This is a genomic window from Winogradskyella sp., from assembly GCF_013213835.1.
GTDB lineage: Bacteria > Bacteroidota > Bacteroidia > Flavobacteriales > Flavobacteriaceae > Winogradskyella.
Genome location: NZ_JABSSU010000008.1, coordinates 161,315 through 183,420, shown reverse-complemented (window position 1 = coordinate 183,420; position 22,106 = coordinate 161,315). Strand labels below are relative to the sequence as shown.

Here is a 22,106-nt window from a genome sequence, read left to right as displayed (position 1 = left end):
TTTTGGGTCTATATGGCAAAACACAAGAAAGATAAATTTAACGACTTTGGGTTAGGTGAAAAATCATCTTCCGAAGGGTTTAGAGCTTTAAATAAAGATGGAAGTTTTAATATCGAGAAAATTAATATTCCCTTTTTTGAGCGTCTTAGTTTCTTTCACTCATTAGTCACAATGAGTTGGAGCAAATTCTTCCTATTAATTCTCGTTGGCTATTTCATTGTCAATACTTTTTTCGCATTAATCTATGGTTTCATAGGAATTGAAAATCTTACTCATACAGAAGGGTTATCACCTTTTGAGCAATTTATGGAGGCCTTCTTTTTTAGTGCTCAAACTGTGACAACATTGGGTTATGGTAGAGTTGCTCCTATTGGCCTGCCTGCAAATATTGTTGCAGCCATAGAGTCTATGCTTGGCCTACTCTCGTTCGCATTAGCTACGGGTTTACTGTATGGGAGATTCTCAAAACCTCAATCAAAGATTAGATATAGCAACAAAGCAATTATCGCACCCTACAAGAATATTAATGGTTTTATGTTTAGAGTTGTTAACCCTCAAAAAAACGAATTATTAGAAGTTGAAGTTAATATCAGTCTATCTGCCAAACGTGATAATTCTGATCTTCGTGATTTTTATGTCTTAGACCTTGAGCGAAGCTCTGTACGCTTTTTTCCTTCTATGTGGACTGTTGTACATCCTATTGATGATAGTAGCCCTTTATTTGGTTTAACAGAAGAAGATTTCTTTAAAAAAGACTTCGAATTTATTGCTATGCTAAAAGCTTTTGACGAATCTTCAGGTCAAATGGTATATTCTCGTTCATCTTACAAACCAAGTGAAATAGCATGGGGACAAAAATTCATCTATGTAGCTAAAAGAGAAAATGGTAAAACATTAGTTGATGTCAGTAGAATTAATGAATGTGAGAAAGCCGAATTAAACTAATTCTTTAAGTTTAAACTCAGCTTCAAAAAGAATTTTAAAGTGTTTCAATAGCTTTTCTTTTACTTCAGTCTCATCTACTAATTTTACCCCAAGTTCATTGTTTAATGAAGTGACTGCTTTGCCTCTAATACCACATGGTATAATGTTATCAAAATAGCCTAAATCAGCATTCACATTTAAGGCAAAACCATGCATTGTTACCCAACGACTTGCACGAACTCCCATAGCACAAATTTTTCTAGCAAAAGGTGTACCTACATCTAACCAGACACCTGTTTCACCTTTACTACGCTCAGATTTTATCCCATATTCAGCAAGTGTTAGAATAATCATTTCTTCTAACAAACGAAGATATTTATGAATGTCTGTGAAGAAGTTTTCTAAATCTAATATTGGATAACCAACAATTTGCCCAGGACCATGATAAGTAATATCGCCACCTCTATTTATCTTATAAAAAGTAGCTCCTTTTTGCGTTAGTTGTTCCTCGTTTAAAAGCAAATTAGACATATCACCACTCTTACCTAAAGTATACACATGCGGATGTTCAACAAAAAGAAAGTGATTATCAGTTTCTAAACCAGCATCTTCTCTTCTATTCTTAATTTTAGTATCTAAAATGGCTTTAAAAAGGGTCTCTTGGTAATCCCAAGTTTCTTTATAGTCCTTTAAACCGAGATCTTCTAACTGTATTAGTTTACTCATCCTCAAACTCAACTTTAACGTCTAATACTTTTGGGTTCTTTAAGTACTCTACCCAATTAAATGTGTATTCAAGGCTTTTGCCGTCGTCAGACAATTTAGCGTCTTCGATAGAATATGATTTTATCTTTTTTGGAAACTTAAGATTTACAGAATAAGAGGCGTTAGAAAGCATTTGCTGAAATGATTCATCACCTGCATCTTCCTCTGATAACAACACATCTTCTAAAGACATGTCTTCTGGTAATTCAAAAAACGTATTTCTTGTAAAATATTTGTCGTTATATTCAAACGCTAGTTCACTTTCGTCCGAACCAAAAAGCATTGACATCATCGGGTTCTCCTTCATTTTATCTAGCTCACCATCCTTTTGACTCATGGCTTGTGCCGCTCTTATCTTTTTCTGAATATCCTTAAGATCTTCTAGTGATTTAAATTTCAGCCCAACACCAAACTCCATTTCTTTTTCAACTTCATTTGCATTGATTTTCATATACATGCCTTTAAGAGATTCTAGCACAAGGCGCTCATTTTCTGGCAGAGCTGCAACACTATCTTTATATACTTCCATAATGTCACTGAACACAATCAGTGTATCCATGACTTTACTATTCTTTTCATCTTTATTATCGCCACTACCTTCTGGTCCCATCGCACCGATCTGCTTCATAGCTTCTGATAAATCATATTTGGTGTAATACTCACCAGACCCATTTTCGTCAAATATTAAAGTTTCTGTAACATTACAGCTAAAAGCAGTAACTAGCACTGCCAATAAGAGAATTAATTTTTTCATTATTTTTTTACTTACTATATCTTCAGCAAAGATAATGAATTATCGTTCCGGGTTATTTAAAATAACGAGTGCAGCAATAACTCCTGGAACCCAGCCCAAAAAAGTTAAGAGTAGAACTATAAGAAAAGATCCACAACCTTTATCTATTACAGCTAATGGTGGGAAAATTATGGACAGAATAACACGCCAAATACTCATATTAATGTTTGTTTTTTGATTTGATGATGATACGTTAAAAACGTAAGGTTGAGCCTGCATAAAACCGACTATTCTAAAACAATCTCTGCAAGCTCAATCTTACCACTAACTAACTTCTAACTAATATTTCTAAGATTTTATAGAAACTATAATATAAGTCTTCAACTCCTTAAAAATGTTACACATAAAATCATAAAGAATTTTGAAGTCTTTAAAAATTATGTAGTTTCGTTCTATGCGATTTAAATTCTGCATACTAGCAATTCTCGCTTCTTTATTTTGCGAAGCCCAATATTCATTCTCTGGTTTCATAAACCCTGAAGAAGGACAGAATACTGTATACTTATCCATTGTAGAAGATTACAGAAAAATGTCTGGCGTGTACTCCGAACAAATTATCGCTAAAACTACTGCTGATGCATCCGGATTTTTTGAATTTAAGGGTAACATGCTCGATGCTGATAATCGGATCTATCGAATTCATATAGATAAATGCTCAGACAATCAGCAAGATGTTAATCACTTTAATGGACATTGTAATGACAGCGAAGAACTTTTGTTTATTGCAAACAACACAGACACGATTAACCTTCCTTTTTCGTTTGGAAATCAGATATTTTGTAAGGTTGAATCTAACAACCCTAAGGCTAATGCATTTTTGAAAATTGATTCCTTAAAGAACGAAATGCGATTTGCATATAACGAGGTTAGAACCGAAGCAAATCGAAAGCTCAACAATAAAAAATGGTTTAGCGCCTTACAAGCTTACGGAGAAGCCCTCAACGAACCCATTGCTGAATTATATATTTACTCATATTTATCTGACCGCAGTAGTGATTTACACAGCTACTATGTTGAAGATTTAAAAGACAATAATTATTACACTAGTCTCAAGCAACGATTGGTGAACAGCTACCCTAATTCAACATATACAAGGCAATATATTAATGAACTCTCTGCTGATAGATACATGCTAGATTCATCAATAACCAATAATGAATCACAGAGTAACACATTGCTCTATTTTATACTTTCAGCTTCCATTCTTTTAAATGGATTTTTAGTGTTTCGTAATTGGAAACAAAAGAAATCTCAGACTAAAAATTTAAAGGAAAAGCTTTCTAAACAAGAGCAAGTTGTTTTAGAGCATATTCTAGAAAATAAGACCAATAAAGACATTGCCGAAGCCTTATTTTTAAGTGTTAATACCATAAAATCTCATACAAACAACATTTACAAGAAGTTAAATGTACAATCTCGAGACGAAGCTAAATCCTTGTTTTCCTGATAATTAAAAAATTCAAACTAGGTTCTAGTACCAATTTCCAACCCGTTTTAGTTTACTTTTTTTAAAGAGAATTATGATGTTTGTTTCATTACGAATCAAAATATTTTAAATCATGAAACGAACAGTAAACACATTATTAATTTTAGTTTTAGCTATCGGATTTTTTAATGCTTCAAAGAGTGATATCAACTTCCTTGACAAAAAAGTTGCAATTATAAAATTTGAAACTGAAATCATTAACTACGGCACAGTAGAACAATATTCTGACGGTACAAAAGTTTTTACATTTATAAATGAAGGTGATGCACCTTTAACTATCACTAATGTAAAAACAAGCTGTGGTTGTACTGTGCCGAGTTACTCTAAAACACCTATTCTTCCTGGCGAAACAGGTGGAATAAACATAAAGTATGATACCAAACGATTAGGCAATTTCACCAAAACCATCACAGTAATGTCTAATGCACAAGAAGGAAACAAAATTCTTAAAATTAAAGGCAAAATTGTTGCCGCTAAATAAACTCGAAACATTTAAAAGCGTAGTTAACAAAGGCACCTTTAAACTGCTGTTGACTGCGCTTAAATTATTCAGAATTCACCACAAAACAATTCAATCAAAATGAAAAAGTATTTCTTTCTTTTCCTTATTTCTATTCCTTTTTTTCAACTTCAAGCTCAAGAACTTAACAAAGAAATCACGGACGAAGGCAATCCGTTTTTACTCGGAAAAATCGACAAATCTGGCCTAACATCTGACAATTACAATCAATGGTTCTCAGAAAACTATGATAATTACCAAGTCGACAAGAGTATTATTAACGACTTAAAAACGACTTTAAATAACTTTACAATTACAGTATTTATGGGAACTTGGTGTGGAGATAGCAAAAGAGAGGTGCCGCGTTTCTACAAAATATTAGAAGCTTCAAACTTTCCTATGCATCAACTCACAGTTATAGCATTAAGTTCAAAACCATACATGTATAAGCAAAGTCCACGTCATTACGAAGCAGGACTTAACATACATCGTGTACCAACTTTTATCTTTTACAAAAATGGGAAAGAAATCAATAGAATTGTTGAACATCCTGTTGAGTCTTTAGAGAAAGATATGCTTAACATAACGACATCAAACGATTATGAGTCAAACTATCAGATTGTAACTCAAATCAATACCATATTAAAAAATGATGGCCTAAATGGTTTAAAAAAACAAAGCAAAAAACTTGTGAAAGAATTTAAAAACAAGGTATCAAGCATGTTTGAACTCAATACCTACGGTCGCGTTTTATTTTCTAAAAATCAAAAAGAAGCGGCTATTGAAGTATTTAAAATCAATAATTTACTTTTTGAGGAAGAGCCAAGAACTTACATGAGTTTAGCAAATACATTAGGTGTTTTAAATTATAAGAAAGAAGCAATTAAAGTCCTTGAAAATGCGAATAAACGTTTTCCTGAAAACACAGATTTAAAAGAAAACCTTAAGATTATTGAATCCTACTAAAAAGAACTATTAAATTCATTACCACTAGTTATTAAAACCTAATGGTTTTTTTTGCAACAATAGTCGTAAATAACGTAATTTTGCAGTCTGAATTTTTAGAATAGAATTAGAATGCAACTTTCGGAACAAGAATTAGTAAGACGCGAAAAATTAGATAAGCTACGAGCTTTAGGTATCAATCCTTATCCTGCAGATTTATTTCCTGTAAAGGACACTTCAAAAGATATCAAATCTAAGTTTGAAGAAGGCAAGAAAGTTGTTATTGCAGGTAGACTAATGTCTCGTCGTATTCAAGGAAGTGCAAGTTTTGCTGAGCTTCAAGATAGCGAAGGTCGTATTCAAGTCTACTTTAATAGGGACGAAATCTGTACAGGAGATGATAAAAGCAAATACAACGATGTCTATAAAAAGTTACTAGATATTGGTGATTTTATTGGTGTAGAAGGTGAATTGTTTACAACCAAAGTTGGTGAAAAAACGGTTATGGTCAAAGATTTTACGCTTTTAAGTAAAGCTTTAAAACCGTTACCATTACCAAAAACAGATGCTGAAGGCAACACTTACGACGAGTTTAATGACCCAGAATTACGTTACAGACAACGTTATGCTGACTTAGTTGTAAATCCACATGTGAAAGACGTTTTTGTTAAGCGTACAAAATTATTTAATGCTATGCGTTCGTTTTTTAACGAATCTGGCTATTTCGAAGTAGAAACACCTGTATTACAACCAATTGCTGGTGGTGCTGCTGCGAGACCTTTTATAACGCATCACAATTCTTTAGATATTCCATTATACATGCGTATTGCTAATGAGCTTTACCTAAAGCGTTTGATTGTTGGTGGTTTTGATGGTGTGTATGAGTTTTCTAAAAACTTCCGTAATGAAGGCATGGACAGAACTCACAATCCAGAGTTTACAGCCATGGAAATCTATGTAGCTTACAAAGATTACAACTGGATGATGGATTTCTGCGAACGCTTACTTGAGCATTGTGCTACTGCTGTTAACGGTACAACTAAAGCAACTTTTGGTGAGCACGAGATAGACTTTAAAGCGCCATACGCAAGAGTAACAATGGCAGATTCTATTAAGCATTTTACAGGATTTGACATTACAGGAAAATCTGAAGATGAGATTCGCCAAGCCGCAAAAGACATGGACATTGAAGTAGATGACACCATGGGGAAAGGCAAGTTGATTGATGAGATTTTCGGCGAAAAGTGTGAAGGCAATTACATTCAACCAACCTTCATCACAGACTATCCAAAAGAAATGAGTCCTTTGTGTAAAGAACATAGAGACAACCCAGAATTAACAGAGCGCTTTGAGCTAATGGTTTGCGGTAAGGAAATCGCAAATGCCTATTCTGAATTAAATGACCCAATAGACCAACGTGAGCGTTTTGAGCATCAATTAGAACTCGCTAAAAAAGGTGATGATGAAGCTACCGGAACTATAGACTACGACTTTTTACGTGCGTTAGAATACGGTATGCCACCAACATCTGGAATGGGAATTGGTATGGATAGATTAATTATGTTTTTAACAAACAATCAATCTATACAAGAAGTATTATTCTTCCCACAAATGAAACCAGAGAAAAAACCACTAGCAATTAGTGATGATGCTAAAGCAGTGCTAGAAATTCTTACTAAAGCTGAAAAATTAGAGCTTCCAGATTTAAAAACACAATCTGGCTTATCTAATAAAAAATGGGATAAAACGATTAAAGAATTGACTAAAAACAGTTTAGCCAAGGTTGAAAAAACAGATGAAGGTTTGTTTGTAGAAGTCATTTAGTAACTTCTAAAATAAACTCTCAACATTATCATATTGCAGTAAACTATTTTTAATGAAATATTTTACTGCTTTTTTTTATTCTATTTTTCTGTAAAATAAAAATAATCAGAGTGTTTAAATCATTCGAAAAGGATAGTTCTGTAATATTTCTTATTTTACGTTTCTAAAATCCTTATAGTAAAAGTTATGTAATGAAGAAAATCGTTGCTTTTATATTACTAATTATTACTTTTTCTTGCGAAAAGGATGACTCTATGTCACCTGCTGAAGACCTAGATATTGTTGCGGAATTTCGTGAGAATCTCTCAGAACTTAATATTTTCAAAGGGAATTTAAGTAACTTAAATATTAATTCAAAGGTATTTGAATATCAACTTATTACACCACTTTTTACCGATTATACTCACAAGCTTCGGTTAATTGCATTACCTGAAAATACTCAAATGCAATATAATGGGAATGGTACACCAATCTTCCCAAATAATACAGTCATTTCGAAGACATTTTACTACAATTTAAATGAACAAAATCCTGCTTTAGGTCGTAAAATTATAGAAACTCGTGTCTTAATTAAAAGAAACGGTATTTGGGAAACTGGCAACTACAAATGGAATGAAGATCAAACAGATGCAATTCTTCATCCAGATGGCAGTGAAGTACCAGTGACATGGACAAATGAAGATGGAGTAACGGTCTCAACAAATTACAAAATACCAGCCAACAACCAATGCTTTGCTTGCCACAGTTCTTATGACGAAATTACACCTTTAGGAGTGCGACTAGATTTGCTTAACTTTAGTCCAAATGGCATTAATCAAATAGAAGAACTTACTGCAAATCAACGCATAACTGATGTTGATTTTGATAACCTCATCTCGTTTCCACGATGGGATGACGTCAACAATTATACTTTAGAAGAAAGAGCACGAGCTTACTTAGATGTCAACTGTGCTCATTGTCATTCAGACGGAGGTTATTGTGCATTCCCATCATCCTTACGATTGAATTACGATATTCCACTCGAGGAAACAAATATTATTGAACGTAAAGGATTTATCATCTTTAGAACCTCATCTGACTATCAAGAAGGCCTTACAATGCCATGGATAGGCACTTCAATGTTGCATGATGAAGGTGTAAGTTTAATGTTAGAATACCTAGACACACTTTAGAATCTTCTTCTTAAACGATTTATAGGAGGAATTGACTCTTCATGAATACGGAAGATTGGCCTATTTTTATTACTTTAAGCCCATAACAATACAGTTGACCAATTATATTATGAGAAAAGCTATTCTTTTTATCCTTTTAATTATAACTTTTTCATGCGCAAATGATGACGCCATGTCACCAGCTGAAGATTTAGATGTCGTTGCAGAGTTCAAAGTTAATCTTTCCGAACTTAACTTATTTATAGGCAATCTAAGTGACCTGAATATCTCCTCAAAGGCTTTTGAGTACAAGTTAAATACCGGTCTTTTTACTGATTATGCTCATAAACAGAGAGTAATTGCATTGCCAAACAATACCACTTTAGAATATGACGGTAATGGTCTGCCAATATTCCCTGAAAATACTGTTATTGCCAAGACATTTTATTATAATCTAGATGAGAGAGATCTTTCATTAGGACGTCAGATTATTGAAACCCGTATTTTAATTAAAATTAATGGCGCTTGGGAAACAGGCGATTATAAGTGGAACGAAGCTCAAACTGAAGCAATATTAGACTTAAACGGAAGTGAAGTCCCAGTAACATGGATAAACGAAAATGGCGATACTAATAATATCACTTATGCTATACCATCAAACGATGATTGTTTTACTTGTCATAACATAAATGACACCTCAACACCTATTGGACCCAAACTACGTAATCTTAATTTCTCCATAAACGGCACTAATCAATTACAAGATTTAATTAACAATCAGTACGTAACTGGTATTTCGTCCAACAATGAAGTTTCTAGTATGGTTAATTGGGAAGATACAAACGCTTCTCTTGAAGATAGAGCTAGATCATATTTTGATATTAACTGCGCACATTGCCATATTCCTGGCGGATTCTGTGACCAAGAATCCACATTAGATTTAGCGTACGAAACATCATTGGAAGATTCAAACATCTATCAAAGAAGGTTTAGCATTTCTACACGAATTTCAGAATATATTTCAGGATTTAGTATGCCTTACATCGGAACCACAATTAAACATAGAGAAGGTGCTGATCTGTTGGAAGCTTATTTACAAACACTAGAATAAGTGCCGTTAAAATATTATTAAAGTTAAATAGTCACTCAATAGTTAGCTATTAAAATTCTTATATTAACAAGCAATTTCAACTAAACTAACTAACGTGAAGACTTTTTCTACAAGATTACTTGTCGTTGTAATGTGCTTTTTAGCATTTTCATGTTCAACGGCCAAAAAAGCTAAAAAATCGAAAAAAGATGCCACTACAGCGATGGCAAAACCACCTGCTAAGAAACCAGGTAAAAATGACCCAAAACCATATAACAAGGTTATTACTAAAGATGCTAAGAGTGATGCAGGACTTTTTACCGTTCACACAGTAAATGACAAATATTATTATGAGATACCAGATTCTCTATTTGATAGAGAGATGTTGATGGTGACTCGTATTTCTAAGACCGCTAATGGCCTTGGATTCGGTGGTGGAAAACAAAACGAACAAGTACTAAGATGGGAAAAGAAACCTAAAAAAGTGGTGTTACGCGTAGTATCTTATAACGTAACTGCTGCGGATTCTTTACCTGTAAACGAAGCTGTTGAGAATTCAAATTTTGAACCTGTTTTATTTACTTTTCCAATTAAAGCATTTAGCAAGGATTCTACAAGTACAGTTATCGACGCAACACCATTATTCTCAAAGGATGTAAAATCATTAGGCTTACCAATTTTTAGAAGAAGACCATATAGAGTAACACGATTAGAAAACGATAAGTCCTTTATTGAAAGTATTAAAAGTTACCCTAGAAACATTGAAGCAAGACATGTTAAAACATATGCTGCAGGAAGACCGCCTTCAAACTCTAGTACAGGAAGTATTTCTATAGAGATTAACAACTCAATGATATTATTACCAGACAACCCTATGAAACGTCGTTATTTTGATGAACGTGTTGGATGGTTTACAAGAAGCACCACAGATTACGGTTCTGGTGCACAAAGAAGTAAAAGCTTAACTTATCTAGATCGATGGAGATTAGAGGTGAAAGATGAGGATATAGAAAAATTTAAACGCGGTGAATTAGTAGTGCCTAAAAAACAAATCATTTACTACGTTGACAGAGCAACACCAGAAAAATGGAGAAAATACATTAAACAAGGTATTGAGGATTGGCAAGTGGCCTTTGAAGCTGCTGGTTTTAAAGATGCTATTATTGCTATGGATCCACCAACACCTGAAGAAAACCCAGAGTGGACACCAGAAGATGTAAGATATTCAGTGGTGCGATACTTAGCGTCACCAATACCAAATGCAAACGGACCTCACGTTAGTGACCCAAGAACTGGTGAAATTCTTGAAAGTGATATAAACTGGTACCATAATGTAATGTCATTGTTACGCGGATGGTTCTTTGTACAAACTGCCGCGATTAATCCAGACGCTCAAAGTCCAGAATTTAAAGATGAAGTTATGGGTGAGTTAATACGATTTGTTGCTGCTCATGAAGTTGGACATACCTTAGGATTACCTCACAACATGGGAAGCAGCTCAGCCTATTCTGTTGAGAAGCTGCGTGATGCTGAGTTTACCAAGAAAAATGGAACTGCACCTTCAATTATGGATTATGCACGTTTTAACTACGTAGCACAACCTGGTGATGAAGGTGTTGCATTAATGCCTAATGTTGGTGTATATGACAAGTATTCAATTGCTTGGGGTTATAGACCAATTTTAGATAAAACTGCAGAGGAAGAAAAAGAAACTCTTAATGAGTGGATTATGAAACATGCAGGTGATCCACTATATAGATTTGGACACCAGCAAGTTGGCGATATTCACGATCCAAGTTCGCAAACCGAAGACTTAGGAGATAACGCTATGTTAGCTAGTGATTATGGTATTAAAAACCTTAAACGTATTGTTCCTAACTTAATTGAATGGACTACTGACAAAGGTGAAGATTATGATGATTTAGGTGAAATGTATGGTCATGTAGTATCTCAGTTTAACCGTTACATGGGTCACGTTTCAAGTAATATAGGTGGAGTTTATGAAGATTATAAAACAGCAGACCAAGATGGAGTTGTATATACACCAGTAGATAAAGCACACCAAAAGGAGGCGATGAAGTTTTTACAAAAACATTTGTTTGAAACGCCTGAATGGTTAATAGACAAAAACATTTTTGATCGTATTGAATACTCAGGTTCGGTTGAACGTGTTCGAAGAATGCAAGCAAGAACCTTGAACAATCTTTTAAGTCTAGGAAGAATGCAGCGTCTAACAGAGGCTCATACGTACGACATTAAAGCGTACTCTTTATTAGAAATGATGAGCGAACTTAGAAAAGGTGTTTGGAGTGAACTTAGAACTGGAAAGAAAATAGATACTTATCGTCGTAATTTACAGCGTGCACACATAGACAGATTAGCGTATTTAATGACTGCTGAAAACCAAAGTGGTAGAACTTTTAGCCCATACGTTAAGGTGACAGCCGTTAATACAAGTCAGTCTGATATTAGAGCTGTAGTTAGAGCAGAATTAAAGTCTTTACGCAGTCAATTAAGATCAGCTCGTGGTGGAGATGCAATGAGTAGAATACACATAGCAGATGCCATTGAACGTGTAAACAATATTCTAGATCCTAATAAATAGGAATTCAACTTATATCAAACAAAAAAGACTTCAAGTTAACTCGAAGTCTTTTTTGTTTTTAAACAGCTTTCTATAGCTTGATGATATTTTTTAAAGTTGATTAAATTATTATGATTTCCACCAACAATAGTTGCGAATTGAATTAATTTTCGGTTAGTACCTACAAGTTTTCTACCGGAAGCAAATGGCACAACTGTATCTTCCGTTCCATGAATTATGGTAATCGGACATTTTACATTAGGTAAGTACTTATAGGTAGGGAATTTATACTTAAGTAAAGACTCTACAGGAAATACTGGAAATCTTCGGCTAGCCACATCGGCAATACTGTAATATGGTGTTTCTAAAATAAGTTGCTTAGGTTGATTTTCTAAAGCCAAATAAGATGCTATTCCTGTCCCAAGAGATCTACCGTAAAGGGTAATTTCATTTTCTTTATAGTGCTTCAACAGATAATCATAACAATATTGCGCATCATTATAAAATGCATCTTCAGACAATTTCCCTCTACTTTTTCCATAGCCTCTGTAATCCATAACCAATACATCGTACTGCTTTGCAACAAAATATTCAGTTATTTTTCCCCAACGACTCAAATCACCAGCATTTCCATGAAAATAAAGTATAATACCTTTAGGATTTTCTGTTTTAAAATGAAGGGCATTAATACTAGAATTAGATTCTGTCTCAAAAAATAATTCTTCAAAATTATAAGTAAACTGATATTGATAATCTTGCTCTAATTTAGTCGGAAGAAACAATAGCCTTTCTTGAAAAAAATACAGTGCGGAACCCAACATAACGTATAAGCTTAAAAATATTATTAATACTGTTTTAAGCTTTCTTTTTACTTTTTTTTGATGAATGAATGACATTAATACTTGTGGTTTCTAGATCTATCGTTTTAGGTTCGTTATTAAGAATATCATCTAGCATCTTATGATAAGACTCAAAATTATTAAGATTTTTATGTCCACCACCAAGTACCGAATGTAGCTTAGTTGTCTCAGGCTTAATCTGAGCCAGCTTCACACTAGTTTTAAACGGTATTAATTTATCCTTTGTACCATGAATTATATGAATAGGACAGTTGACATATTTTAACCACTTGTATGTCGGCATCGGATATTTCATAAGCAACGACAGTGGCATAAATGGAGCATATCGCGCTGCTACCTTCTTTAAACTGTAATATGGCGCATCAAGTATTAACATTCTAGGATTATTAAGCGACGCTAATTTTGTTGCGAAACCAGAACCTAATGAACGTCCATAAATGATAATGTTATCTTCAGAAGTACGTTCTTTGAGCTTATTATAAATTTCTTGTAAATCACGCTTTATGGCTTTATGAGAGCGTTTACCTGTACTTTTACCAAAACCTCGATAATCTATCATTGCCACATTATAACCATGTCGTGTAAAATCTACCGCAAATTTCCCCCAACCTTTTATACTTTTCGAGTTTCCTTTAAGGTAGAGCACAACACCTTTGCTTTCGCCCTTTGGGTAAAAACGCAACCCATTAATTATTGCACCATCTCTAGTCTCTAGATTGTACTCTTTTGTTAACTGATTATCGTAATGAAACTGAAAATTTTTCGGAAGCTTTTCAGGCTTAAAAAGCATGTAATCTTGCAAATAATACAAAGCTACGCTCACGGCAATATAAATAGCCAAAACGAGTAAAATTGTAGAAATCCAATATTGCATATACTAAGTTTACTACCAACAAGATACTAAATTTTACTTATGCGGAAATAGAATCAAATTTAAGAAGACAAGAATTAAAACCATTATTACAAATGCTTTACGTCTAATTAAATCACTTTTAGTTTTAAATGAATAATTGAAGATGATTGTCGTTATTATTGCAATCAAAATAATAAATGGTATTGTGATAACAATTATTAAAGATGCGCCTCCTCCTTCAACTGGTAGTATTTCAAGCAAAGGAATGGTTAAAAACCCAAGCAACAGTAAAATAGAACTTCGTATTAAATTTGTTCTCATAGTTAAAAATATTTCAAGAAAATTTCACTAAAAGGGTCTTGGTTAAGCACAGTGTAATAAAAAAACGCGCCTAACCAGCCATGCAGTAAACCTAAAGCATAAAGGTTTTTAGATTTTAAATAAATAAAGCCGTAATACAGTGCAAGAATAAAAGTTCCAATCATTAACCAAATCGAAGGAAAATGCACTATTGAGAAAAAGATAGCTGTTATTATAATTACTGAAGCTCTCTTGAGTTTTACCCTTTTCATATTTGATAAATTACCAGCTAGCAGACCAATAGTTAAAAATTGCTGAATACTTCCCCAAATAGGATAACTTATCAAAATTGGAATGATATGCCAGGTTAAGTTTATAGATCCCTGAAGCAGACCCACAACAAAAAAAGTGATCACTGAGAATATTGCAAAAGGCATCATTAACCTTAGCGTTGGGACAAAATTATCTAACCTAAAACCCCAATCTTTTATCACGTTTTTATTCTTCTTATAACGATAAAAAACATAAATAGACCATGCTAAAATCGCCACACAAACATACTGTAATCTCCAATTGAGATAATCCATAAAAACGAACTTACCCAAACCAGTTGCAGCAACACCCAAAATTTCTAAAAGTCTAACTTTATCTTCAACCCCTTGACCTGAATTTAGGTCTCTCGACGTTTTGAAATATTTTTTAAACCTGACTACCATTATTCTATCTTTTTTTAATTGTTAAAGCGTAATTTTGAATTATGTATAAAAACTTACTTGGCGTTATTCTTGGACTTTTAGGTGTTTTACTTTTATATAACTCATCAATTGGGATAACAGGTTTATATCGCCAAATACCATTAAGAGGTGTTTTAGGAATATTAGGTATTCTTTTAATCTACCTAAGCGCAAAACTTATAGATTTAAAGCTATTTGAGTCGCCAAAATGGAAGAACAATAAGTGGGTCAACTATACTATATCACCTAATAGGGTTATCATCATTCTCTTAATATTTTTGACAATAGCTTTTTGTTTAATTCTATTTATAACATATATGATAACAACTAACATTTAAAACCTCGCAGCCCTAAACCAATCTGCGAGGTTTTTTGGTCATCCTCTGACTAATCATCAAAACAAAAAAATCATATATACAATAATACCTTCCGCAATGCCTGTCACTATAGACATTCCTAGTATATCCTTAATCTTACTTCTCAGAAAAAACACAATACTCAGAATGGCTATTATACCGGCTAATAAGATTTCTAAAGCCTCTATTTTTGATAGTAAAAATGTAACCCCAGTAAATGCTAGGGTAATTCCTAAAGTGATTACACAAAACTTTACGATTTCTTGTTTGGTATAATTACCTTCAACAAAGCCTTTCCTTAAATCTCTTAAAATTGACAAAACAAAAAGCAAAGGAACTACTGACAGAAATGGCGCAAAAACCACTTTAATACCCTTTACTATGCTTAAGTCGTTATAAAAGAAAAAGGCAATTGTTGTAAAGGTGAGTAACCCTGCTACTATAATGGTCTGAAAGCTAAACAGCATATCTCTTTTATTAGCATTAGACTGATCGCCTGATGTTTTAAATAAATTCATAATAATTGTGTTTGATGATTTTACATTTAAAGTTTTAAGCGGATAAAAAGAAGATATGTACTGCCAAGGCCAAAAGGACTCCGCTTAAGATACCGTTAGCCTTTAGATTATTATATAACAGAAAATTAAAAACGTAAGAGCTTATAGTAGTTGAATTAATTAAGTGCGCAAGAACTAAAGCATTTTCAAGTTTCTTATTTGTAATCGCCTCTAGTAACTGAATTAGAACAACAGTCACTATTATAGAAACTACTAAAAACTTTGTCGCCGACTTTTGATGTTTCGCCTTATACTCATCTGTATTTTCAGGCAAAAAATGCTCAATCACTATAAAACGTGTAAAAAATAAAATTGGAATTGGAAATAAAATAGAGCTCACTATTTTAACTATATCCTTTAAGGTCTTTATCTCATCGTAACCCAAAAAAATCAAATAAATAAAGACAATTAAGGAGACTCCAACTGTAATAAAAAAAGTAATATTTAAACTTCTTTTTAGCATACTAATACCTCAAAATCCCTGTACTTGTTAAAGTGTTGTTGGCTAAAAACTCTACTTTTTGGGCATAAGCTTCTAGAAGATAACCATGTATTGATTTTACAAATACTATTAAAAGACAGAAGGTTACTAGTAATAAGATTGAAAAAATTCGCTCTGTTTTTGAAAACTTTGATATTGATACCATAATTTTTGTTTTAATGATTCTGGTACAAAGCTCAATTATTAGATGGCATTAGAAAAACCTAATTTCTATCATAACTGACGACTTATTTTTACATATTATGATAATATTATTATATTTATGTGGCATTGTGTATTTATATATGACGACTAAATGACTGATTTAACTACGATAATAAATGCCTTAAGCACTAAAGAACAACACAAGTTTGTTGCATATTTAGAAGATAAAAACAAAAGAAAGGATACTAAAAATGTGCTACTTTTTAAACTAATAGCTAAATCCGAATTAGACTCGAAGTCTATATGCACTCAACTTTACAAGGTAGAACAATGCAATGCTTATCACGCGCTAAGAAAACGCCTATTTCAATCTCTAATTGATTTTACAGCCAATAAAAATCTTGAAGATGAAAACTCAACAGACATGCAGATTATTAAATATATTCTTGCTTCAAGAACATATTTACTGCAGAATAACTTTGAAATAGCCTATAAAATATTGGATAAGGCAGAACGAATAGCTGAAGAACATTCATTATACCCAATACTCAATGAAATTTATCACACTAAAATTCAGTATGCACCTAATTACTCAAAAGTCAACTTAAAAGACTTAATTAAAAAACAAACAGAAAATCACAAAAAACATCTTCTTGAAGATCAACTTAATATAGTCTACGCAAAACTAAAATCAGTCTTAAATCAAATTAATTATGAAGGAAAGATTATAAATTTTGAAGAAGAATTAAATACTATTCTCAAGGAGTTAGACATCACATTAAATGAATCACTTTCATTTAAATCGCTATACCAAATACTAGCTATAGCTAATATTTCGGCCTTAGTAACAAGTAAGTATTATGAGATTGAGGAATTTGTTTTAAAAAGCTACCAAATACTTAAAAATAAAAAAGACTCAGAGAAACAACTCTTTTACCAAATACACATCGTTTATATTATTGCTAATACCTTATTTAGAAACAAAAGATTTAATGAATCACTTCGTTACATCCGCGAGATGAAATTACTCATGGAGTCTAAAAATGGAACTTACAAGAACACATTTATTCTTAAAAGCACTTTGGTCGAAGCCCTTAATTACAATTACACGAATCATCAAGGCAAAGCTATTAATTTAGTTGAATCAATTATTAAAAAGAAACACAAAGACATAGAATCGTTGTTAGACTTACACCTGTCTTTACTTATGTTTTATTTTCAAAATGAAGAATTTACAAAAGCAAAATCAATTTTATCTAAATTCTATCACACAGATAATTATTACATAGAGAAAGCAAGTATAGATTGGGTGATTAAAAAAAATATTGCCGAAATACTACTATACATAGAACTAACTGAGGATGATCTTTTATTTTCAAGATTAAAGAGCTTTAAAAGTAAATACACATCTTACCTTAAACAGATCGGTCAAAACCGCATACTTCTCTTTATTTCGTTTGCAGAACGCATCTACAACAATCCTGTTATAGTCAATAATCCAGAATTTAAAAAGCAAATAGCAACAAGTTTTGACTTTTCTAATCCTGAAAAAGAAGACATTTTCGTTTTGAGTAGTTATGCTTGGTTGAAAAGTAAAATAACCAAGACTAATCTTTATGAAACTACCATTAAAACCATTAAACAAAGTACTTTCTATCCATAGCGTATTAAATAATTTTTTAAATTAGCATTATTACATAGGGAACTTCTAATGGTATTTAGTTTCCGTTTTTTAATAAAAAGTAACTCGACATGAAAAAATTATTAGTCATCGCATTAGCACTATTTACATTCAACGGATTTGCTCAAGAAGAGACGAAGCAAAACACTGACGGTAAAGAAATTACAGCTAAAAAAAAGATTACAACTCCAATTGACGCTGCTAATGAAGAGGTTGACATGCTTACAAAAAGACTAAATCTTACACCAGAGCAACAAACCAAGGTAAGAGAATTATTTGTTAAGATTGCTGAAGAAAATGAAGTAAGAATTGCAGAAGTAAAGAGAAAGAAAAACGAATTACGAAGTGAACAGGACAAAGGTGCCACGGCGAAATCTAAGAGTCATAAATTAAGTCAAAAGAGTGAATTGCAACAAAAATTGAAAGAAATTCTTGATGAAAAACAGTATGAGACCTACATGAAGTATTTCGGAAATAGAGGTCAACGAAAAAATAGACTTAGATCAAACTAATATAAATCTAGAAAGAAAAAGTATCGCAAATGCGATACTTTTTTATTTAAAACAAATAAATTGTTATTTTAGACCTCTTATAATTAAACAATAATATATTAATGAAAAAGATCATTACACTTTGTTTGTTTGTATTTGCTCTGTTAGTAGGGTCGCAAACTGCATTCGCTCAAAAAACATCTACTCTAGATAGAGAAGCAATTAGTAAAACTGAAATACTTCAAAAACAAATTGGTTTTGATGACGCTCAAGCGGACAAAATTTACGAAGCTATAAAAGAACATGCTAAAGCAGCAAATGAATTTAAAAGCAAAGACGGCATGGATAAAAGCCAAAGTATGAAAAAGATCAATGATGAATTAGATCGTAAACTCAAAGGCATCTTAACCGAGAAACAATACGAAACTTACATAGCTAATAAAAGATATTAGTTAGTTACTATCTTATAAAAAAAGGCTTCGTTTTAACGAAGCCTTTTTTATTACAAGTCTTTGGCAATTTCTTCTACGGCTGTTATCGTCTCATTTAAATCTTGATAGGTGAGCGCATCGGTTATAAACCAACTCTCAAAAGCACTTGGCGCGATATAGATGCCTCGTTCTAACATGCCATGAAAGAACTTTTTAAACGTATCATTATTACCTTTTGCAGCTGAATCAAAATCTACAACAGCATCTTCTGAAAAATGTACAGAAATCATTGAGCCTATTCTATTAATGGTATGGGCAACATTGTTTTTGTTCAAAGCATCAGCAATACCGTTATGTAAATATTTAGTCTTCTCCTGTAACCTATTCATGAGACCTTTATCTTCATTTATTGACTTAAGCATAGCCAATCCTGCTGCCATTGCAAGCGGATTTCCGCTCAAAGTTCCTGCTTGATATACTGGCCCTAATGGTGCCAAATGATTCATTATTTCTTCTCTAGCAGCAAAAGCACCTACAGGCAAACCACCACCAACAACTTTACCAAAGCAAACGATGTCTGCATCAATACCTTTTAGTTCTTGCACTCCACCATTTGCCAATCTAAATCCAGTCATTACTTCATCAAAAATGAGCAAAATATCATTCGCATCACAAATAGCTCTTAAACCTTCTAAGAATCCTTCTATTGGTGGAATACAGCCCATATTCCCAGCTACTGGTTCTATGATTATAGCAGCGATTTCATCTTTATTAGCACTTACAAGATCTTTCACATTTTCCAAATCATTATACCTTGCAAGTAAGGTATCCTTAGCTGTACCTTGTGTTACACCAGGACTATTGGGTGTTCCAAATGTAACCGCACCACTACCTGCTGCGATTAAAAATGAGTCACTATGACCATGATAACAGCCAGCAAACTTTACTATTTTGTCTTTACCAGTAAATCCTCTTGCCAATCGAATAGCACTCATACAGGCTTCTGTTCCAGAATTTACAAAACGAATTTTATCAATATTTGGAACCATTGATACCGCCAGTTTTGCTATTTCTGTTTCTAGTTCTGTTGGCATACCAAAAGATGTCCCTTCTTTAGTTTTTGATATCACAGCATCTACCACAGGAGGAAACGCATGTCCTAATAACATTGGACCCCATGAATTGATATAATCAATAAATCGATTTCCATCCTCATCATAAACATATGCACCCTTAGCAGATTTTGCGAAAATTGGTGTTCCACCCACTGCTTTAAATGCTCTTACCGGTGAATTAACACCACCCGGAATAACGGTTTGTGCTTCTATAAATAAAGCACTACTTCTTTGATATAACATAAATTAATTAGGAATCATTAATTCTTGACCTGCTACAAGGTCATTAGAATTCATATTATTTAAGCTTTTAATTTTATCTACTGTAGTATTGTATCGTTTGGCAAGTGAATAAAGTGTATCACCTTGCTCTACAATGACGCGCTTAACACCATGATTAACTTTTATAAGTTCTCTTTTTTCTGAATTACTTTGCCCTAAAACCTCTTGATCGTATTTATATAATTCATAGCGCTCGATTAGACTTATTAGCTTTTGAGGGTATTTTCTATCTGTGGCATAACCTGCAGCTCTTAAGCCTTTTGCCCATCCTTTATAATCATCAGGTTCTAAATCGAACAACTTGGCATAACGTTTTCGACCAGTTAAAAAATCAGAATGATCTTCATAGGAAGATTCAGGTTTTCTATATTTTCTAAAACACTCTTGAGAACGATCATCATCATGATAGATTTTAGCACCTTTCCATCCATGACATTTTATTCCAAAGTGATTATTAGCTTTAACAGCCAACCTACCATTTCCAGATCCAGATTCTAAAATACCTTGTGCTAGAGTAATACTCGCAGGTATTTTTGACTTTCTCATTTCGGTCATTGCTATATTTGAATAACGCTGTATATAGGCGTCAACTTTAGAAACTGGTTTAGACTTCTGTTCAGTCTTCACTTCCTTTTTATCATTCACCTTTTGTTCTTCAGTGCTTTCTTTTGTACCTTCTGTTTTTTGTTTTTCATCACTTCTTTTGGTAACGATTCCTTTCTTAGGACCACAACTAAACGCAAGTGTAATTAGCAATAACAATATGTGTTTGTGAGTTTTTTTCATTCTTTAATTAGTGGCATATTTTTTCTTCTCAACCTTTGATTCATACCTGAAATACCTTGTAAACCACCTGTATGGATTGCCAATATTTTCGAATCTCTAGGGAAATAATTCTTTGCAAATAAATCATAAATCCCAAACATCATTTTACCCGTATACACAGGATCTAAAAGGATATTAGTTTTTTGTTTAAATTCATTAATAAACGTTACCAATTCAGGCTTTATTTTAGCGTAACCGCCAAAATGATAATCAGTGATCAATTCCCAATTTTGCTGATTTGCAAATTTACGAATATCTACCTTTAAAAAGTCACCTTTTAATGCCGGAAAACCTAAAATTTTCTGTTTATTACTAGAACTATTTATGATACCAGAAATCGTGCCACCTGAACCAACACAAACACATATATAGTCAAATTGCTGATCTTCTGGTATTAATATTTCTTCACATCCTTTAACTGCCAATGTATTGGTTCCGCCTTCAGGTACAGTATAAAAGGAACCGAACTTAGATTTTAAATCTTCAAGAAAATCGTTCTCATTCTTTTTCCTATATGCTTCCCTATCGATAAAATGGAACTGCATACCACATGACTTTGCAAAAGTTAATGTTGGATTCGATTTAATTTTATGAGCCAACTCTTCACCTCTAATGACTCCAATGGTATTAAAACCGCATATTTTGCCTGCGTATGCAGTTGCTGCAATATGATTTGAGAATGCACCACCAAATGTTAACAATGCATCTTTATTTTGATTTTTCGCTTCAATCAAATTATATTTTAACTTCCGATATTTATTTCCAGAAATAAATTGATGCGTCATGTATTCTGGTTTTATAAAAACCTGATTATCAATCCGTATATTTTCAAACTGAATGTCTTTTAGCATACACCAAAACAAACTAAATTAATTTTCTAAAAATGTTAAAGTTTAATTTATTTTTTTACATTT

The 22,106-nt window shown here is 32.9% G+C and carries 24 protein-coding genes; 12 read left to right on the top strand and 12 right to left on the bottom strand.

Annotation, left to right across the window (positions count from 1 at the left end):
- The first annotated feature begins 12 nt into the window (after window positions 1-12).
- Window positions 13-945: an ion channel gene (locus tag HRU50_RS13325; protein ID WP_296351588.1), complete on the top strand. Its 933-nt coding sequence runs from the start codon at window positions 13-15 to the stop codon at window positions 943-945.
- On the opposite strand, the gene lipB is transcribed toward HRU50_RS13325, so the two are convergent.
- The 3 genes from lipB to HRU50_RS13310 are packed head-to-tail and all read right to left on the bottom strand — an operon-like array spanning window position 937 to window position 2,641.
- Entirely contained in the window at window positions 937-1,650 is a 714-nt protein-coding gene (gene lipB / locus HRU50_RS13320; RefSeq protein ID WP_296351587.1) for a lipoyl(octanoyl) transferase LipB, read from the bottom strand. The genes HRU50_RS13325 and lipB overlap by 9 nt on opposite strands.
- Window positions 1,643-2,443, bottom strand: a complete 801-nt coding sequence (locus HRU50_RS13315; RefSeq protein WP_296351586.1) for a hypothetical protein — start codon at window positions 2,441-2,443, stop codon at window positions 1,643-1,645. Before HRU50_RS13315 ends, lipB begins: the two co-directional genes overlap by 8 nt.
- Before the next feature lie 39 nt (window positions 2,444-2,482).
- Window positions 2,483-2,641 carry a YqaE/Pmp3 family membrane protein gene (locus HRU50_RS13310; RefSeq protein WP_296351585.1) on the bottom strand — a complete coding sequence of 53 codons (159 nt, stop codon included), beginning with the start codon at window positions 2,639-2,641 and terminating at the stop codon, window positions 2,483-2,485.
- A 235-nt stretch (window positions 2,642-2,876) separates the two neighbouring features.
- Between HRU50_RS13310 and HRU50_RS13305 the strand changes: the two genes are divergently transcribed.
- The 7 genes from HRU50_RS13305 (at window position 2,877) to HRU50_RS13275 (ending at window position 12,082) form a co-directional block, all read left to right on the top strand.
- Window positions 2,877-3,929, top strand: coding sequence for a LuxR C-terminal-related transcriptional regulator (locus HRU50_RS13305; RefSeq protein ID WP_296351584.1), 1,053 nt, complete (start codon window positions 2,877-2,879; stop codon window positions 3,927-3,929).
- Between the two features lie 112 nt (window positions 3,930-4,041).
- The gene (locus tag HRU50_RS13300; RefSeq protein WP_296351583.1) at window positions 4,042-4,449 is read left to right on the top strand and encodes a DUF1573 domain-containing protein; all 408 of its coding nucleotides are present in this window, start codon (window positions 4,042-4,044) and stop codon (window positions 4,447-4,449) included.
- A 99-nt stretch (window positions 4,450-4,548) separates the two neighbouring features.
- The gene (locus HRU50_RS13295; protein ID WP_296351582.1) at window positions 4,549-5,433 is read left to right on the top strand and encodes a thioredoxin family protein; all 885 of its coding nucleotides are present in this window, start codon (window positions 4,549-4,551) and stop codon (window positions 5,431-5,433) included.
- 111 nt (window positions 5,434-5,544) lie between these two features.
- Window positions 5,545-7,236 carry a lysine--tRNA ligase gene (lysS, locus tag HRU50_RS13290; protein WP_296351581.1) on the top strand — a complete coding sequence of 564 codons (1,692 nt, stop codon included), beginning with the start codon at window positions 5,545-5,547 and terminating at the stop codon, window positions 7,234-7,236.
- Between the two features lie 191 nt (window positions 7,237-7,427).
- A complete protein-coding gene (locus HRU50_RS13285) occupies window positions 7,428-8,408 on the top strand; it encodes a hypothetical protein (protein ID WP_296351580.1) in 981 nt (326 codons plus the stop codon).
- A gap of 109 nt (window positions 8,409-8,517) precedes the next feature.
- Window positions 8,518-9,498: a hypothetical protein gene (locus HRU50_RS13280; protein WP_296351579.1), complete on the top strand. Its 981-nt coding sequence runs from the start codon at window positions 8,518-8,520 to the stop codon at window positions 9,496-9,498.
- 130 nt (window positions 9,499-9,628) lie between these two features.
- Entirely contained in the window at window positions 9,629-12,082 is a 2,454-nt protein-coding gene (locus HRU50_RS13275; RefSeq protein ID WP_296351602.1) for a zinc-dependent metalloprotease, read from the top strand.
- A gap of 35 nt (window positions 12,083-12,117) precedes the next feature.
- On the opposite strand, the gene HRU50_RS13270 is transcribed toward HRU50_RS13275, so the two are convergent.
- Genes HRU50_RS13270 through HRU50_RS13255 form a run of 4 tightly spaced genes read right to left on the bottom strand, consistent with a single transcriptional unit; the run spans window position 12,118 to window position 14,700 of the window.
- Window positions 12,118-12,882 carry an alpha/beta fold hydrolase gene (locus HRU50_RS13270; protein WP_296351578.1) on the bottom strand — a complete coding sequence of 255 codons (765 nt, stop codon included), beginning with the start codon at window positions 12,880-12,882 and terminating at the stop codon, window positions 12,118-12,120.
- A gap of 34 nt (window positions 12,883-12,916) precedes the next feature.
- Window positions 12,917-13,795, bottom strand: coding sequence for an alpha/beta fold hydrolase (locus HRU50_RS13265; RefSeq protein WP_296351577.1), 879 nt, complete (start codon window positions 13,793-13,795; stop codon window positions 12,917-12,919).
- A gap of 33 nt (window positions 13,796-13,828) precedes the next feature.
- A complete protein-coding gene (locus HRU50_RS13260; RefSeq protein WP_296351576.1) occupies window positions 13,829-14,095 on the bottom strand; it encodes a hypothetical protein in 267 nt (88 codons plus the stop codon).
- 2 nt (window positions 14,096-14,097) lie between these two features.
- Complete coding sequence (locus HRU50_RS13255) at window positions 14,098-14,700, bottom strand: CPBP family intramembrane glutamic endopeptidase (protein ID WP_296351575.1); 603 nt, start codon at window positions 14,698-14,700, stop codon at window positions 14,098-14,100.
- Between the two features lie 131 nt (window positions 14,701-14,831).
- Here HRU50_RS13255 and HRU50_RS13250 point away from each other — a divergent pair, with 131 nt between their 5' ends.
- Window positions 14,832-15,146 carry a hypothetical protein gene (locus tag HRU50_RS13250; protein WP_296351574.1) on the top strand — a complete coding sequence of 105 codons (315 nt, stop codon included), beginning with the start codon at window positions 14,832-14,834 and terminating at the stop codon, window positions 15,144-15,146.
- Between the two features lie 56 nt (window positions 15,147-15,202).
- On the opposite strand, the gene HRU50_RS13245 is transcribed toward HRU50_RS13250, so the two are convergent.
- On the bottom strand, window positions 15,203-15,682 hold the full coding sequence (locus tag HRU50_RS13245; protein ID WP_296351573.1) for a hypothetical protein: 480 nt from the start codon (window positions 15,680-15,682) through the stop codon (window positions 15,203-15,205).
- A gap of 34 nt (window positions 15,683-15,716) precedes the next feature.
- Window positions 15,717-16,061 (bottom strand): hypothetical protein, encoded by a 345-nt coding sequence (locus tag HRU50_RS13240; protein ID WP_296351572.1) that lies wholly within the window; start codon window positions 16,059-16,061, stop codon window positions 15,717-15,719.
- A 457-nt stretch (window positions 16,062-16,518) separates the two neighbouring features.
- On the opposite strand from HRU50_RS13240, the gene HRU50_RS13235 reads away from it, so the two are divergent.
- The 3 genes from HRU50_RS13235 (at window position 16,519) to HRU50_RS13225 (ending at window position 18,991) form a co-directional block, all read left to right on the top strand.
- Window positions 16,519-18,030, top strand: a complete 1,512-nt coding sequence (locus HRU50_RS13235) for a hypothetical protein (protein ID WP_296351571.1) — start codon at window positions 16,519-16,521, stop codon at window positions 18,028-18,030.
- 89 nt (window positions 18,031-18,119) lie between these two features.
- A complete protein-coding gene (locus HRU50_RS13230) occupies window positions 18,120-18,560 on the top strand; it encodes a hypothetical protein (RefSeq protein WP_296351570.1) in 441 nt (146 codons plus the stop codon).
- Between the two features lie 101 nt (window positions 18,561-18,661).
- Window positions 18,662-18,991 carry a hypothetical protein gene (locus HRU50_RS13225; protein ID WP_296351569.1) on the top strand — a complete coding sequence of 110 codons (330 nt, stop codon included), beginning with the start codon at window positions 18,662-18,664 and terminating at the stop codon, window positions 18,989-18,991.
- A 50-nt stretch (window positions 18,992-19,041) separates the two neighbouring features.
- On the opposite strand, the gene hemL is transcribed toward HRU50_RS13225, so the two are convergent.
- Genes hemL through HRU50_RS13210 form a run of 3 tightly spaced genes read right to left on the bottom strand, consistent with a single transcriptional unit; the run spans window position 19,042 to window position 22,043 of the window.
- A complete protein-coding gene (hemL, locus tag HRU50_RS13220; RefSeq protein ID WP_296351568.1) occupies window positions 19,042-20,328 on the bottom strand; it encodes a glutamate-1-semialdehyde 2,1-aminomutase in 1,287 nt (428 codons plus the stop codon).
- A 3-nt stretch (window positions 20,329-20,331) separates the two neighbouring features.
- Window positions 20,332-21,153: a glucosaminidase domain-containing protein gene (locus tag HRU50_RS13215; RefSeq protein ID WP_296351567.1), complete on the bottom strand. Its 822-nt coding sequence runs from the start codon at window positions 21,151-21,153 to the stop codon at window positions 20,332-20,334.
- Complete coding sequence (locus tag HRU50_RS13210) at window positions 21,150-22,043, bottom strand: 1-aminocyclopropane-1-carboxylate deaminase/D-cysteine desulfhydrase (protein ID WP_296351566.1); 894 nt, start codon at window positions 22,041-22,043, stop codon at window positions 21,150-21,152. Before HRU50_RS13210 ends, HRU50_RS13215 begins: the two co-directional genes overlap by 4 nt.
- Window positions 22,044-22,106 lie beyond the last annotated feature (63 nt).